General features: G+C 63.5%; 19 protein-coding genes. 17 read left to right on the top strand and 2 right to left on the bottom strand.

Features of this window, described 5'->3' with window-relative positions; translation table 11 throughout:
* Nucleotides 1–22 precede the first annotated feature (22 nt).
* Genes GY40_RS24030 through GY40_RS23970 form a run of 14 tightly spaced genes read left to right on the top strand, consistent with a single transcriptional unit; the run spans nucleotide 23 to nucleotide 10,939 of the window.
* On the top strand, nucleotides 23–1,792 hold the full coding sequence (locus GY40_RS24030; RefSeq protein ID WP_051988469.1) for a DUF2213 domain-containing protein: 1,770 nt from the start codon (nucleotides 23–25) through the stop codon (nucleotides 1,790–1,792).
* A 16-nt stretch (nucleotides 1,793–1,808) separates the two neighbouring features.
* Entirely contained in the window at nucleotides 1,809–2,309 is a 501-nt protein-coding gene (locus GY40_RS24025) for a structural cement protein Gp24 (protein ID WP_038367862.1), read from the top strand.
* A gap of 14 nt (nucleotides 2,310–2,323) precedes the next feature.
* The gene (locus GY40_RS24020) at nucleotides 2,324–3,367 is read left to right on the top strand and encodes a major capsid family protein (protein WP_038367860.1); all 1,044 of its coding nucleotides are present in this window, start codon (nucleotides 2,324–2,326) and stop codon (nucleotides 3,365–3,367) included.
* 3 nt (nucleotides 3,368–3,370) lie between these two features.
* Nucleotides 3,371–3,799, top strand: a complete 429-nt coding sequence (locus GY40_RS24015; protein WP_038367858.1) for a hypothetical protein — start codon at nucleotides 3,371–3,373, stop codon at nucleotides 3,797–3,799.
* Nucleotide 3,800: 1 nt separating this feature from the next.
* Nucleotides 3,801–4,145 (top strand): hypothetical protein, encoded by a 345-nt coding sequence (locus tag GY40_RS24010; RefSeq protein WP_038367855.1) that lies wholly within the window; start codon nucleotides 3,801–3,803, stop codon nucleotides 4,143–4,145.
* A gap of 10 nt (nucleotides 4,146–4,155) precedes the next feature.
* Nucleotides 4,156–4,572, top strand: coding sequence for a DUF4054 domain-containing protein (locus GY40_RS24005; protein ID WP_038367853.1), 417 nt, complete (start codon nucleotides 4,156–4,158; stop codon nucleotides 4,570–4,572).
* A complete protein-coding gene (locus GY40_RS24000) occupies nucleotides 4,569–5,054 on the top strand; it encodes a hypothetical protein (RefSeq protein WP_038367850.1) in 486 nt (161 codons plus the stop codon). Before GY40_RS24005 ends, GY40_RS24000 begins: the two co-directional genes overlap by 4 nt.
* On the top strand, nucleotides 5,054–5,422 hold the full coding sequence (locus GY40_RS23995; RefSeq protein ID WP_038367849.1) for a hypothetical protein: 369 nt from the start codon (nucleotides 5,054–5,056) through the stop codon (nucleotides 5,420–5,422). Before GY40_RS24000 ends, GY40_RS23995 begins: the two co-directional genes overlap by 1 nt.
* 6 nt (nucleotides 5,423–5,428) lie before the next feature.
* Nucleotides 5,429–6,010: a phage neck terminator protein gene (locus GY40_RS23990; protein WP_038367846.1), complete on the top strand. Its 582-nt coding sequence runs from the start codon at nucleotides 5,429–5,431 to the stop codon at nucleotides 6,008–6,010.
* Nucleotides 6,011–6,012: 2 nt separating this feature from the next.
* Nucleotides 6,013–7,821: a DUF3383 domain-containing protein gene (locus GY40_RS23985; RefSeq protein WP_038367844.1), complete on the top strand. Its 1,809-nt coding sequence runs from the start codon at nucleotides 6,013–6,015 to the stop codon at nucleotides 7,819–7,821.
* A gap of 14 nt (nucleotides 7,822–7,835) precedes the next feature.
* Nucleotides 7,836–8,297, top strand: a complete 462-nt coding sequence (locus GY40_RS23980; protein ID WP_038367842.1) for a tail tube family protein — start codon at nucleotides 7,836–7,838, stop codon at nucleotides 8,295–8,297.
* Entirely contained in the window at nucleotides 8,297–8,779 is a 483-nt protein-coding gene (locus tag GY40_RS23975) for a phage tail assembly chaperone (RefSeq protein WP_038367840.1), read from the top strand. The genes GY40_RS23980 and GY40_RS23975 overlap by 1 nt, the downstream gene beginning before the upstream one ends.
* A 41-nt stretch (nucleotides 8,780–8,820) precedes the next feature.
* On the top strand, nucleotides 8,821–8,970 hold the full coding sequence (locus GY40_RS28070; RefSeq protein WP_210340009.1) for a DUF6889 family protein: 150 nt from the start codon (nucleotides 8,821–8,823) through the stop codon (nucleotides 8,968–8,970).
* Nucleotides 8,963–10,939 carry a phage tail tip lysozyme gene (locus GY40_RS23970; protein ID WP_038367838.1) on the top strand — a complete coding sequence of 659 codons (1,977 nt, stop codon included), beginning with the start codon at nucleotides 8,963–8,965 and terminating at the stop codon, nucleotides 10,937–10,939. The genes GY40_RS28070 and GY40_RS23970 overlap by 8 nt, the downstream gene beginning before the upstream one ends.
* Here the strand turns inward: GY40_RS23970 and GY40_RS23965 are convergent.
* Together GY40_RS23965 and GY40_RS23960 are read right to left on the bottom strand one after the other, a co-directional pair.
* Entirely contained in the window at nucleotides 10,936–11,262 is a 327-nt protein-coding gene (locus GY40_RS23965) for a hypothetical protein (RefSeq protein WP_156116060.1), read from the bottom strand. The two genes, GY40_RS23970 and GY40_RS23965, sit on opposite strands and share 4 nt — an antisense overlap.
* Nucleotides 11,253–11,576: a hypothetical protein gene (locus GY40_RS23960; RefSeq protein ID WP_038367832.1), complete on the bottom strand. Its 324-nt coding sequence runs from the start codon at nucleotides 11,574–11,576 to the stop codon at nucleotides 11,253–11,255. Before GY40_RS23960 ends, GY40_RS23965 begins: the two co-directional genes overlap by 10 nt.
* Nucleotides 11,577–11,636: 60 nt before the next feature.
* On the opposite strand from GY40_RS23960, the gene GY40_RS23955 reads away from it, so the two are divergent.
* The 3 genes from GY40_RS23955 to GY40_RS23945 all read left to right on the top strand — a co-directional run bounded on the left by GY40_RS23955 (nucleotide 11,637) and on the right by GY40_RS23945 (nucleotide 13,425).
* Nucleotides 11,637–12,173, top strand: coding sequence for a phage baseplate protein (locus GY40_RS23955; RefSeq protein ID WP_051988468.1), 537 nt, complete (start codon nucleotides 11,637–11,639; stop codon nucleotides 12,171–12,173).
* Nucleotides 12,173–12,487: a phage baseplate plug family protein gene (locus GY40_RS23950; protein WP_038367831.1), complete on the top strand. Its 315-nt coding sequence runs from the start codon at nucleotides 12,173–12,175 to the stop codon at nucleotides 12,485–12,487. Before GY40_RS23955 ends, GY40_RS23950 begins: the two co-directional genes overlap by 1 nt.
* A gap of 86 nt (nucleotides 12,488–12,573) precedes the next feature.
* Nucleotides 12,574–13,425 carry a phage protein gene (locus tag GY40_RS23945; RefSeq protein WP_156116059.1) on the top strand — a complete coding sequence of 284 codons (852 nt, stop codon included), beginning with the start codon at nucleotides 12,574–12,576 and terminating at the stop codon, nucleotides 13,423–13,425.

The following is a 13,425-nucleotide window of genomic DNA, read 5'->3' as shown; positions in this document are numbered from 1 at the left end:
AGCCATTCAAACGAGAGATAACATGGCGACGGAGCAGCCCGAGCTACGGACGCTGTTCGCGCGGCGCCCGGTGTTGAACGCAGACGCCTTGATCGCTTGGGCGATGGAACAGGGGCTATCAAAGCCTCTCGCGGCCTCCGACCTTCACGTTACGATCGCCTACAGTAAGGACAAGTTCGACTGGTTCGCGGCCCCGGACGATTTCGACCGCATTCGAATACCGTCTCTAGCTGATCACGAGGCGCAGCGCTCAATCGAGAAGCTCGGTGATAAGGGCGCCATCGTCCTTCGCTTCGAATCCTCTGACCTTGCCAAGCGCTGGCAGCAGTTTCGGAAAGCCGGCGCCTCTTGGGATCATGACGCCTATAGGCCGCACATCACAGTCACGTACGACCCGGGCGACATCGATATCGCGCAGATCGAACCATACGCAGGCCCCATCGAACTGGGGCCGGAAGAATTCTCCGAGATCGATGAAGACTGGAAGCCGAAGATGGCAGGGGATGCGCTCGCCTTCGACCGCGCATCAGCGCGCACCTACGATCAGGACGGCCATCTCCATGTGGCGCGCACGCCGATCAGCAAGGCGAATGTCTGCCCCTATTACGGGCGTGAAATCCCCGACTGGGAAGGGCTCGGGCTCAACCCCGACCGGCTCTACCAGCTTCTCCGCGACCCGGAGGAGTTGGAAAAGGCCGCGGCATCCTTCGCTGGAAAGCCGCTCCTGAACATCCACCGGCCAGTGACAGCCGATGATCACGAGCACGAGGCTGTCGCCGGCTCCATCAGCAACCCGATCTGGGAAGCCCCTTACCTCAAGGCCGATCTGTCGATCTGGGACGGTCTGGCGATCAAGGCCATCGAAGCCGAGACGCAGAAAGAACTGTCGAGCGCGTATCGATATCGCGCGGACATGACCCCCGGCACCTTCGAAGGGGCCAGGTACGACGGCGTGATGCGCGATTTGATCGGCAACCACGTCGCCCTCGTCAAAGAAGGCCGCGCCGGGCCGGACGTCGTTGTCGGCGATGAGAAGCCTATCCCCAAAATCAAGGAGTTCATCAGCATGGCAAAGAAGCCATCGATCACCCGTGGTGGCGCGGCCGCGCTGACCGCTCTCTCCCTCTACCTCAAGCCGAAGCTGGCGCAGGACGCCAAGATCGACCTCGCCCCTGTGCTCGCGAAGGTGACCGCCGCGAACTTCGCGGCCAGCAAGCCGGCCATCCTGACCGGCCTGAAGACGGCGGCCGAAGGCAAGCTCGCGAAGGATTCCTCGATCGAGGACGCCGCCGAGGTCATCGAGGCTCTGGCCGATATCCTTCCCGAGGAGGAAGCCGATCTCGCCGCCGATGAGGACGATTCCGACGACGAGGACGACAAGAAAAAGAAGGTGGCCGAAGACGGGGACGACGACGGCGAAGAGGATGATGACAAGGTCACCAAGACGGCCATGGACGCGGCAATCGCCGCTGCTGTGAAGTCCGCGACCAAGTCGGCTACCGCCGCTGCGATCAAGGCCCAGCAGGATATCCGCGAGGCGGAGCGCGCCGTCCGGCCCTACGTCGGCGACCTCGCAATGGCGCATGACAGCGCCGATGCGGTTTACCGCACCGCCCTGACCTCGCTCGGCGTCGATGTCGACGGCGTCCACCCGTCCGCCTTCCCGGCCATCCTGAAGCTGCAGCCCAAGCCCGGCGACATCCCGCCGGCGCGCAAGCCGATCGCGCAGGACGCCGCTGCTTCGAAGGAATTCGAGAACCGCTTCCCGCACGCCAACCGCCTCAAGGTTTGAGGAAGGAGATCAGCACATGCCTTTCCAGACCCAGGTCAATCTGACCCAGGCGCCGGCCGTCGAAGGCGACTTCGCCAGCGCCAATCCGCGCCATTCGGTGCTCTCCGTCGAGGGCGGTTTCGTCGCGGGCCCTAGCGGGCTCACCATCGGCCGCTTCTGCTGGGCCGATGCCTCGACGAACCGCATCCTGGCCAACACCGGCACCGGCGCCCCGACCGGCTTCCTGCATCGGGATCTCCAGGCGCTCATCACCACCTACCTCGCGGAATCCGGGATGGTGATCCCGGCCGGCTTCGGCATCGGCGAACTGTTCAACGGCGGCGACTTCTGGGTGAAGAACGCCGGCGCCGGCGCCGTGACCGTCGGCATGAAGGCTTTCGCCAAGAACGCAGACGGCACGATCAGCTTCGCGGCCGCGGGCGCCACCGTCGCCGGCAGCACCGAAACCAAATGGTTCGCCATGACCGCCGGCGCGGCTGGCGAACTCGTCAAAATGTCCGACACCCCGCTGGGCTGAGGGAGCAACCACACATGACCCGCAATTCCGACTTCGCTCGCCTCGAGCGCGAGTGGGGCATCCATCTGCCGTTGGCGATGGACTGGATGCCCCGAGAGTTCCGTGCCGATTTCCAGTTCGCGCTCGATGCGCAGCCGGCGCTCGCCACGACTGCCAGCGGCGGTATCCCGGCCTGGCTGACGCAGTATGTGGATCCCGAAGTGGTCCGCATCCTCCAATCGCCCAACGAGGGCGCCGACATTCTCGGCGAGAAGAAGACCGGCGACTGGACTGCCCAGACCGCGGTCTTCACGGTCGTCGAGAATACCGGCGAAGTCTCCAGCTATGGCGACTTCAATACCAATGGTCGGTCGGACGCGAACGCCACCTTCCCGCAGCGCCAGTCCTACCTGTTCCAGACCGTCGTGGAATACGGCGATCTCCAGATCGACCGGGCTGGGGCGGCCAAGCTCAACTGGGTCGGCGAGCTCCAGACCTCGGCGGCGTCGACGCTCGACAAGTTCGCGGACTACACCTACCACTTCGGCGTCAGCGGCCTGCAGAACTACGGCCTTCTCAACGACCCGTCGCTCTCCGCTGCGCTCACCCCGGCCACCAAGGCCGCCGGTGGCGTGAAGTGGATCAACAACAACGCCATCGTCGCGACCGCCAACGAGGTATTCGCCGACATCCAGGCGATGTTCTCGCAGCTCGTGGCTCAGACCGCCGGCCGCGTGAAGAAGAGCGACAAGCTCACCCTGGCCATGTCGCCCGGTTCGGAAGTCGCGCTCACCGCGACCAACACCTTCGGCATCAGCGTCTCCGACCTGCTGCAGAAGAACTTCCCCAACCTGACGGTGAAGACCTCTTATCGGTACGGCACGGCGGCCGGCAACGTCGTCCAGCTGATCGCCGACAGCTTCGACGGTCACGATACCGGCTACTGCGCGTTCAACGAGAAGCTCCGCGATCACGCGATCGTCCGTCAGCTCTCCTCCTGGCAGCAGAAGAAGACCAGCGGCACCTGGGGCGCGGTGATCCGCTATCCCGTTGCCATCTCGCAGATGCTGGGGGTCTGAACCATGGCCGCAACCGTCACTGTCGCCTGCAAGCTGCCCCATGGGCTGTTGCTGCAGCTCCAGAACCCCATCGAGGTCGCCGAGCCGACGCAGAGCAATCCCGAGCGGAAAGTCACCCGCTACGAGCGCGTCGGCAAGGTCGTCCGGATCAACGGATGCGCCATCCCCATGGATCGCCCGTCGACCAAGGAGCTTCGGGGCGGCTACGCCCTGACGCGCGATGTCGACGCCGACTTCTTCTCCAAATGGCTGGAGCAGAACAAGGAGCATCCGGCGGTCGAGGGGGGCTTCATTTTCGCCTCCGAACAGCCGGCGGCCATCGACAAGTACGTCGATCGCTACGCCGACAAGCGCACGGGCATGGAGCCGGCCGATCCCCAGAACCTGCCGGCAGAATTCCGGAAGATCGAAACCGCCAGCGTCGGAGGCTGACATGGGCAAGACCGTCACCATCGCCAGCCGTATCCCGATGGCGATCCGCATCGAGGAGCCCGAGGGCAATCCGGACAAACCGGGGCTCTCCAAGGATCGTCAGCGGACCGTTATCAAGGGGGCCGGGAATGATCTCGGCACCGTCGAAGGGCTCACTGCCGGCGTCGACGAAGACCTCTTCGATGCCTGGGTGAAGGCCAACCCGAACCATGGCGCGGTCGTGAACGGCCTGCTGCGCAAGGTGGGCGCGGAGGAGCAGCCGCAGGGCATCACCTACGGTTTCGAGGCCGCGTCCGAGAAAGCGCCAGCCGAGGATTCGAAGGCGCCGGCCAAGAGCAAGACCTGAGGGACGCGCCGTGGCGGTTACCTACCAGGATTTCGTCACGGCGTTCCCTGAGTTCTCCGATGCGACTGTCTATCCGCAGGCGCAGTTCGATTTCTGGGAGACGCAGGCCTACCTGCAGCTCAATGCAGGGCGGTTCGGCCCTTCACTCGATCTCGCGGTGATGCTGTTCGTCGCTCACAACCTCGTCTTGTCGGCGCAGGCCAAGAAGTCGGCGCAGAGCGGCGGTGGAGTGGTCACAACGTCTTCAAGCCTGGTTGCGTCGAAGGCCGTCGACAAGGTCAGCGTTAGCTATGACACGACCACTACGACTATTGCCGGGGCAGGGCTCTGGAACGCGACCGTTTACGGGCAGCGCCTCTACGCCATGATCAGGGCCTTCGGCGCGGGGCTTCTCTATGTCCCGAACAAGCGCTTCGCGATCCCGTGACCGTCAAGATCACGAAGGACGGCGTGCCGGCTCTCCTCAAAGCGATCAAGGACTTGACCTCGAAAGAGGTGCTGGTCGGGATCCCAGACACAGCGGCCGGGCGCGACGACGGCGACGCCATCAGCAATGCCGAAATCGGCTACCTGATGGAGACGGGTTCCCCGACCCAGAACATCCCGCCGCGGCCGCATCTGGTGCCTGGCGTCGAATCCGCTCGCGACAAGATCGAGAAGCGGATGAAGACCGGGGCGCAAGCCGCGCTTTCAGGCAAATCGTCGGACGCCGATGCCACCCTGACCGCAGTCGGGATCGTCGCGGAGAACGCAGTGAAGGTGAAGATCACCGAAGGGCCGTTCGCGCCGCTATCGCCGGTCACGATCGCCAAGCGCAATGCCAAAGGCCGCACCGGTACGAAGCCGCTGATCGATACGGGGCAGTACCGTCGAGCCATCACGCACGTGGTTCGGAAGAAGGGCGAGTGATGCCAACTCTCGACGTCTCCGAAATCCTGGACGATCCGGAGTTCGCTGACACCGCCACGGTCTATCGCAACGCGGTGGCTGTTGACCCTGTCACGGGCCGTACCACGGTCACGACGACATCGACAGCGATCCTATGCGTCGTCACCTCCGACAAGGGCCGCAACCTCCAGCGCAATCCCCAGGCGGCGCTGTCGGAAGGCTCCATCATCGTCCATTCCACCTTCACCTTCACCGAGGGTGGCAACGGCGTCGATGCCGACGAGCTCGACTGGAACGGCCGGAAATGGACCGTCGTCGTGGTCGATGATTATTCCCGATACGGCGCCGGTTTCACCTGCGCGACCTGCCGCCTGCTCGATCTGCGGTGATCCGACATGGCCAACACGTCAGCGACCGGCGGACCTCTGGTCCCGTCGACCACGACGCCTGTCGAGGATGATGCCTTTGAGGATCTGATTGGCAACACGATCTCTGGCCTCACCGCGATCACCCGGGTGAATGTTCGGCCACGCTGGCAGCCAAAACCGCCACCGATGCCGCCCGACAACGTCTCTTGGTGCGCCTTCGGGATCATGGATCTCGATGCGGACTGGGGCGCTCACCAACAACATCATCCAGAGGGCGATGGAAGCACCGAACTGACGCGGCACGAGACGCTGACAATGCTCGCCAGCTTCTACGGGCCCAACGGCTATTCGAAGGCTTCCCAGCTCCGCGACGGGCTCTGGATCAAGCAAAACTGGGACGCGCTGAACGCAGTGGGCGTCGCGCTCCTGGATTGCAGCCGGGCCCGCACGGCAACCGACATCGTCAACGAGCGCTACATCCGCAAGGTCGACCTTGAGATGCAGTTCCGGCGCGTAATCACGCGCTCCTACCCCATCCTCAACCTTCTCTCGGCTCAGGGTTCGATCTCGACCCCTGAAGCCACCCAGCCCTTCATCGTGGAGACCTGATCATGGCCCAAGGGCTCGCTGTCAGCGACATCGTTAACATCAACATCAGCCTGGCGCCCGTTGCGGCGCCGACGCGCAATTTCGGCGCCGGCATCGCCGTCGGGGCGACTGATGTCATCGACATCAACCAGCGCATCCGTGGCTATTCGAACCTGACCGGTGTCGCCGCCGATTTCTCGACAACTGATCCGGAGTATCTGGCCGCGGCGCGCCATTTCGGCCAGACGCCGCAGCCGTCGATCTACTACATCGGCCGCTGGGCCCGCACCGCGACGCATGCGACGCTCAACGGCGGCGTGCTGTCTTCGACGGAACAGTTGATCGCCAACTTCACCGCGATCACCGCCGGCGCCTTCTATTTCATCCTCGACAGCATCCCCCGCACGGTTTCCGGCCTCAACTTCTCGGCGCAGACCAACCTCAATGGTGTGGCTTCGGTGATCCAGACCGCAGTTGCGGCGCTGGTGGCTGGGTCCACGGTCATCTGGGATGCGGTCAACAGCCGGTTCGTCATCAAATCCGGCTCGACTGGCGCCACCTCGACGATCGGCTATCTCGCCGATCCGACTGCGTTCGGCAGCATCGGGTTCAGTGGTCTGCCGGCGGTGAATGACACCGTCACCGTCAATGGCACCGCCATCACCTTCAAGGCGTCTGGCGCAACCGGGAACCAGATCAACATCTCGGCTTCACCGGCTCAGATGGCGACGGATCTCGCCGCGTTCCTGAACACCTCGACCGACGTCAACATCGCTCTGATGAACTTCCTGGCGGTGGGGACGAACGTCTACGTTATCGCGGACGCGCCCGGCACCGGCGGCAACGCCTACACCCTGGCCAAAAGCGGCACGAATATCACTGTCTCCGGCGCGACGCTTTCGGGCGGTGCAGGTACGTCGGTCGCGGCCCTCCTCAAGGGTAAGGCTGGGCAAGCCAGCGCCCCGGCGAACGGCATCGTTGCGGAGACACTGACCCAGGCCCTTCAGGCACTCGTCAACGCCTCGGGCGACTGGTATGCGGCGGTGATCGCCGAGCCCAACGTCGATATCCCATCCTGCCTCGCGGCAGCCGCCTTTATCGAAGGGCAGGGCAAGAAGCGCCGCATCGGCTTCACCACGACCGACACCACGGCGGTGGATTCCACGATCTCGACCGACCTCGGCTCGCAGCTCAAAGTGGCCGGCTACAAGCGGTCCTTCATTCAGTATTCGACGTCCTCGCCTCAGGCCATCGCGTCGTTCTTCGGGAGGGCGTCGACGGTCAATTTCCAGGGCTCGAACACCACCATCACGATGATGTTCAAGCAGGAACCCGGCGTCGTTGCCGAGACCCTGACCGAAAGCCAAGCCGCGACGCTGAAGGCGAAGAACGTCAACGTCTTCGTCAACTACGACAATGCGACCGCGATCCTGCAGTTCGGAACGAACTCGGACGGATCGTTCTTTGACGAATGGCACGGCCTCGACTGGCTGGAGAACGACCTTCAGACCGCCGTCTACAACGCGCTCTACACCTTCCCGAAGATCCCTCAGACCGACGAGGGTATGACGACGCTCCAGACCATCATGGAGAAACGGCTGATTCAGGCTCGTACCAATGGGCTGATTGCGCCCGGCGTCTGGAATGCCGCTGGAATTGGGCAGTTGAAGACCGGGGATACACTGCCGACGGGCTACTATGTTTATGCGCCGCCGGTTGCAAGCCAGGCTCAGGCCAACCGCGAAGCTCGCGAGTCCGTCGTTTTCCAAATCGCGACCAAACTTGCTGGCGCCGTGCACAGCGTGCCGGTGCTGATCTCCGTCAATCGCTGACCTGAGGGGCTCTCATGGGCACGACCACCTATTCCTTCGCCGATGTCAGCGCCTCGTATTCGGGGCCGGGCGGCACCTTCGCAATCGGCAATGGCGCCGGGGTCGCTGAAGAGGGCATCAGCATCACGCAGGTCGACGATATCGGCACCCTCACGATCGGCGCGGATGGCAGCTACATGCACAGCCTGCATTCCGGTCGGGCGGGAACCGTCACACTTCGGCTTCTCAAGACTTCGCCCACCAACGCATTGCTGAACGACGCGATGAATGCGGAGCGCCAATCCGGCGCCACGTACGGCGACGGCACCATCGTCCTCCGCAATCCTGCCCGCGGCGATGTCATTTCCTGCGCCGGCTGTGGTTGGCGAAAGGTGCCCGATCTCAACAACGGCAAGACAGGACAGATCGTCGAGTGGACTTGGAACTCGGGTCGGATCGACCAGAAGCTCGGGACCGGCACGCCGGCGGCGATCTGATGCGCGAGCCCGTCGAATTCACGATCGGCAGCCAGACCTATCGGGCTGAGCCGATGGACGCCAAGACGCAGCAGCATGTTGCCCGTCGCGTCCAGCCTCTCCTGGTTAGCATCCTCCCGTCGGTTACGGCGATGATCCCGGCCGGCACGCTCGACAAGCTCAAGGAGAACCCTGGCGCGCTTCTGGACATGAACCTCCAGGAGACGGTCATGCCGGGGCTCGAGGCTGCATCGAACCTCCTCGCCCAGATGCCGGACGAGACCTATGACTACGTTCAGGCAAAGTGCCTCTCGCGCGTGAAGCGCAAGCGGGACGGCGACGCTGGATGGGTTCCGATCTGGGGCACGCAATCCGAACGCCTCCTCGACGACAACCTGGACGGCGCCGATAGCGTCGCGATCATGATGAAGGTGCTGGTGGTCGAACTCGCCCCTTTTTTCTTCGGGCTGGTCTCCAAGTCGATAGCAGCCGCCCAGCCCTAGAGTTCGACCCGATCGCTCTTCCCGATGGAGCGGATCTGCTGATGCGCCCGGTCCTCCGCGGCCTCTGCAAATACGAGAGCCTGATCGACGGCACTCTGACGCTCTGCGACGTCGCCGACATGAACGACGCCATCACGGCCATGGACGAGAACGCCTGGCGCGCCAACGAAGCGAGCAAACCCCGTGGCTGATACGATCAAGGAATTTCTGGTCGGCATCGGCTATAAGATCGATGGCGGGTCGGAAGCGAAGTTCCTGAACAGCGTTGGTGCGGCCACGAAGGCCGTCATCAAGATGAATGTCACGCTGCTGGGGATCGCCACCGGCATCGGCGCGGTTGTGACAAAGATTGCGGCTGGTTTCGACGAAATCTATTTCACCGCGCAGCGCGCCGGCGCGTCGGTTCAGAACATCAAGGGCCTGAGCTATGCGGTGTCGCAGCTCGGCGGCTCGTATCAGGGCGCGCTCGCCTCGATCGAGAGCTTCGCGCAGAAGATGCGCAGCAATCCGGGCTATGAGAGCCTGGTCAAGTCGCTCGGCGTGGCCACCCGCGAGAACGGCAGGCTGCGCGAGACGACCGCAATCGTTCAGGATCTCGCCAAGGCGCTATCGAAGAAGCCGCAATACGTCGCGCTCCAGTATCTCGAGGCGCTCGGGATCGATGAACGCACCTACAATGCAATCAAGTCCGGCGACCTCACCCGGTTCATGGATGAGTATGCCGCCAAGGCGCGCGCGCTCGGCGTGGACCAAAAGCAGGCGGCCGATATCGGCAACCAGCTCACCCAGGCTTGGCGCTCGCTCGGGGCGACCGCGGAGCTGATCGGCGCGAAGCTTGAGCAGACGCTCGGTCGCTCGCTGGCCTCGTTCGTCAAGGACGTCGATGATTTCCTGATCCGCAATGCCGACAAGATCGTCACGTTCTTCGACGAGGCGGGCAAAGCGGCGGCATGGCTTGCTGCGGCGTTCCAGAAGCTGGTTCAGGCCCTGACGCCGGCTTGGGAAGCGTTCGACAAAATCGCGCAGTCCCTGACGGGGCAGAGCGGCTTGCAGGTTGCATTGGAAGCCTTCGCCGTATGGCTCGTCGGATCATGGCTGCTGCGGATCCTGGGGGCATTTACCGCCATCGGGGCTGGGTGGGGCGCCATGCTGCTGAAGCTCGGCATCAATCCGCTCACCTTGGGTGCGGCCGGCGCTCTGGCGCTGAGCACCAGCCCGGCCAACGGCGGCGAGGACCAGGAGATTGCGCGCCGTCGCGCCAATGGCACCTGGGGCAAGACCCCGAACGATGGCACGCCGGGCAGCGCGCCGCAGATTACCGACAAGCGTAACTGGTGGCAGCGCACGATGCCGAAGTTCATGGGCGGCCAGGACGCGCCTTCTGGCGGCGGTGGGCGCGGCGACAGCAACGCGCCGATCCGCGGCAGCACCTTCACGCAAAAGGCCCCCGGCATCATCAATCGCCTGATGGCTGACTTCGGGTTCACCCGTGAGCAGGCCGCCGGCATCGTCGGCAATCTGGGCCATGAGAGCGGTGGCCTCAATGAGCTTCAGGAGCGCAATCCCACTTCAGGGCGTGGCGGTTATGGGTGGGCTCAGTGGACGGGGCCGCGCCGGCGTGCCTTTGAAGCATGGGCGGCAGAAAAGGGCCTCGATCCAGCATCCGACGAAGCCAACTACGGGTTTCTGCGCCACGAGTTGCGTACCTCGCACAAGGGCGCGGTTTCCGCCGTGAAGCGCGCAGGCAGTGTCGAGGATGCGACCGTCGCGTTCGAGAACACCTTCGAGCAGGCGGGCATCAAGAACTACCCGTCCCGCAACAAGTGGGCACAGCGTGCCCTTCGCGCCGCGGAACGAGCGGCAGCGGCGCAGGCTGAAGCGGGAACTATCCCCGCCTATACGCCGTTCTCGCGGCTCAATGCCGGATCAATGGCGGCGGTCCAGTCCAATGCTGCTCTGATCGGCAGCGGCATCCAGCCGAGCGGCTCTCCGCTTGTGCCGCCGGCGGCGAACAACAACACCAACGTCGACATGGCGCAGAAGACCGAGATCACCATCCTTGGAGGATCGGACCCCAGCGCCACGGCCTCGGCGGTCGCTGATGCTCAGAACGGCGTCAACGGCCGGATGCTTCGGAACATGACGGGCGCGGTTCGCTAGCGATAGCGAAACGGCTTTTCCTCCCGCTTCCGGTTTAGATCCTGGACCATCAAGCTATCGGCTGCGCAGCGTGCCAGGGCTGTATAAGCCATCAGCACCCCGCCGAATTGTTTGACGCAGCCTATTCGAAACCGGTCTTCCACGCGTTCCCATTGGCTGCCTAACAGATCGTAGGCGCGCTGCTCGCTGTTGATACAATCCGCACGCTGGATGCCGCGATCGGCTGCCACGGTGCAGCGGCTTTCAACATCGATCATGGGCAATGGTGTTTCCGCTCGGGCTACGGCAGTGGTGATGAGCCCCAGCAAGGCGGTCAGCGCCAAGCGCATACGATCGCCCTGTCGTTCTGCCAGCAAGCATCGTTGCGGCGAAGCTGGCCGAGGTCCGTATGGGCATGGCTCGCGCCGCGCTCTTCGTTCCAGGAGCCCTTGGCAACGCCAGGCCCTTCGACCGTGACATAGGCGAAGTACGAAGCTTTGGGGCCCGTCCCGATGCTGAAGCTCCCATCCTTTGAGACATCCACGGGGCAGGGGCCGTTGAGGTAGGTCTTGCCATCCACGACCAACAGGCAACGGGCTGGGGCGGCCATCGCTGCCCCGCTAGCTACCATCGCCAGAGCTACCAGTATCGCGCGCATGCCTGCCTCCGAGGGCCCAGATCATATGGCAGTCGCCCCAGATAGGGAACCGGTTCACATATGGCGCTGATCGATGACACCTTCGCGCTGCTGACGACAGGGACGCGCCAGATCGGGACGCTGATCCCCGATGTCGTGATCCGCGAGATCAGCAAGGACGAGATGGTAGTGACGGACCATCCGGTCGAGCGCGGCGCCTCGATTTCGGATCATGCGTTCTTCCGTCCGTCCGAGATCGAGATGCAGATTGCGTGGTCGGATTCGACCGGCGGCTATGTCGGGTATGCCACTGAGGCCTATGAGCAACTTATAGCGCTTCAGCGGCAGCGCGAGCCCTTCGAGGTCACTACTGGCTCGCGCCAGTACCAGAACATGCTTCTGAGCTCGGTCTCGCTGTCCAAGGACGAGCGGACCGAGAACATCTCGCTGATTTCGGTACGGTTGCGCGAGGCGCGGATCGTCTCGACGCAGACCACTGGCGCTCCGAATTCGGCCCAGGCCAATCCAGCGAAAACCGGCGCGACCGCGAATGTCGGTCAGCAGCAGCTCAAGAGTTCCGGTACGAGCGGCTTCGCGTCACCGTCTGCGAGGGCCTGATGGCGACCGTCTACGAGTTTCCGTTGCTGCCTCAGGCGCAGCAGATGTCGATCACGCTCGGCACGGTTGAGTATCAGGTTCGGTTCGGCTGGTGCGACACGCCTGACGGAGGGTGGTTCATCGACATCGCCGATATCGACGGCAACCCGCTGGTGCAAGGGCTCCCGCTCACCGCCGGCGAGAACGTCCTGCAGCAGTTCGATTACCTCGGCTTCCCAGGCGAAATCAGGGTCATGACGGACAGCAGCGAGCTCGTCGAGCCGACCTACGCCAATCTCGGCACCAACGGCAAAGTCCTCTTCATCTCGCCATGACACGCCAGTGGATCAGAGATGTCGCGCTGACGATCGATGCCGGCGGCGAGACCATCGACGTTTCCAATCTGCGGATCCGTTTCAAGGTGACGCAGAACCGGCTTCAGACGCCGAATGCCGCCGAAATCACAATCACAAATCTCAAGGAATCAACGGCGCAGAAGATCAAGAAAGAGGGCCAGTCCGTCACGCTCTCGGCTGGATACCAGGGCGCCCGCGAGATCATCTTCAAGGGCAACCTGATCCAGAAGCGGACCGGGCGCGAGAACCCCGTCGACACCTATTGCTCGCTGCTCGCGACGTCTGGCGACAAGGCCTACAACTTCGCCACCGTGAGCAAGACGCTCGCGGCAGGGTCGACCTTCAAGGATCAGGTTGACGTCGTGCTGGAAGCCTTCAAGCCGCACGGCATCACGGCTGGCTACATCGCCGATCTGGGGACCAAGCAGATGCCGCGGCCCCGAGTGCTGTTCGGAATGGCGCGCGACGTCATGCGCGACATCGCTTTTTCAACCGGCTCGAGCTGGTTCGTCGAGAACGACAAGCTCAATATCACCAAGAACAACGAGCCGCGCCCCGGTGAGGCATTCGTGATCAACTCGGATACCGGCATGGTCGGGCGGCCCGTCCAGACGCTGGACGGCATCATTGTCCGGATGCTGCTGAATCCGAAGGTTCGTCCGGACACCCGGCTGAAGATCGACCAGGCCAGCATCGATCAGGCCGCCCTCAGCCCAAATTTTACGGCAGAAGTCCAGAATTCGATGATTCCATCGCTCGCGGACGACGGCCTCTACCGCGTTCTCGTCGCCGACCTTATCGGCGATACCGAGGGGAACATCTACTACACCGATGCCACCTGCATTCGTGCAGACGGGCAGGGCCCGCAGCCCATCCGTCTCGTGCAGCAGGGCATCGATCTCGATCCGGGCCAGTAA

The sequence above is a fragment of the Allobosea sp. UNC402CLCol genome, assembly GCF_000745475.1.
In the GTDB taxonomy this organism is placed as follows: domain Bacteria; phylum Pseudomonadota; class Alphaproteobacteria; order Rhizobiales; family Beijerinckiaceae; genus Allobosea; species Allobosea spartocytisi.
This window is presented reverse-complemented; position numbering and strand designations above follow the sequence as displayed.

Excerpts from the sequence above, each read along its gene's own strand:
- GY40_RS24015 (WP_038367858.1), top strand. The coding sequence starts at position 3,371 with ATGGCCGCAACCGTCACTGTCGCCTGCAAGCTGCCCCATGGGCTGTTG.
- GY40_RS23975 (WP_038367840.1), top strand. The coding sequence starts at position 8,297 with ATGCGCGAGCCCGTCGAATTCACGATCGGCAGCCAGACCTATCGGGCT.
- GY40_RS23985 (WP_038367844.1), top strand. The coding sequence starts at position 6,013 with ATGGCCCAAGGGCTCGCTGTCAGCGACATCGTTAACATCAACATCAGC.
- GY40_RS24010 (WP_038367855.1), top strand. The coding sequence starts at position 3,801 with ATGGGCAAGACCGTCACCATCGCCAGCCGTATCCCGATGGCGATCCGC.
- GY40_RS23995 (WP_038367849.1), top strand. The coding sequence starts at position 5,054 with ATGCCAACTCTCGACGTCTCCGAAATCCTGGACGATCCGGAGTTCGCT.
- GY40_RS24025 (WP_038367862.1), top strand. The coding sequence starts at position 1,809 with ATGCCTTTCCAGACCCAGGTCAATCTGACCCAGGCGCCGGCCGTCGAA.
- GY40_RS28070 (WP_210340009.1), top strand. The coding sequence starts at position 8,821 with ATGCGCCCGGTCCTCCGCGGCCTCTGCAAATACGAGAGCCTGATCGAC.
- GY40_RS24020 (WP_038367860.1), top strand. The coding sequence starts at position 2,324 with ATGACCCGCAATTCCGACTTCGCTCGCCTCGAGCGCGAGTGGGGCATC.
- GY40_RS23980 (WP_038367842.1), top strand. The coding sequence starts at position 7,836 with ATGGGCACGACCACCTATTCCTTCGCCGATGTCAGCGCCTCGTATTCG.
- GY40_RS23955 (WP_051988468.1), top strand. The coding sequence starts at position 11,637 with ATGGCGCTGATCGATGACACCTTCGCGCTGCTGACGACAGGGACGCGC.
- GY40_RS23960 (WP_038367832.1), bottom strand. The coding sequence starts at position 11,576 with ATGCGCGCGATACTGGTAGCTCTGGCGATGGTAGCTAGCGGGGCAGCG.
- GY40_RS23990 (WP_038367846.1), top strand. The coding sequence starts at position 5,429 with ATGGCCAACACGTCAGCGACCGGCGGACCTCTGGTCCCGTCGACCACG.
- GY40_RS24030 (WP_051988469.1), top strand. The coding sequence starts at position 23 with ATGGCGACGGAGCAGCCCGAGCTACGGACGCTGTTCGCGCGGCGCCCG.
- GY40_RS23950 (WP_038367831.1), top strand. The coding sequence starts at position 12,173 with ATGGCGACCGTCTACGAGTTTCCGTTGCTGCCTCAGGCGCAGCAGATG.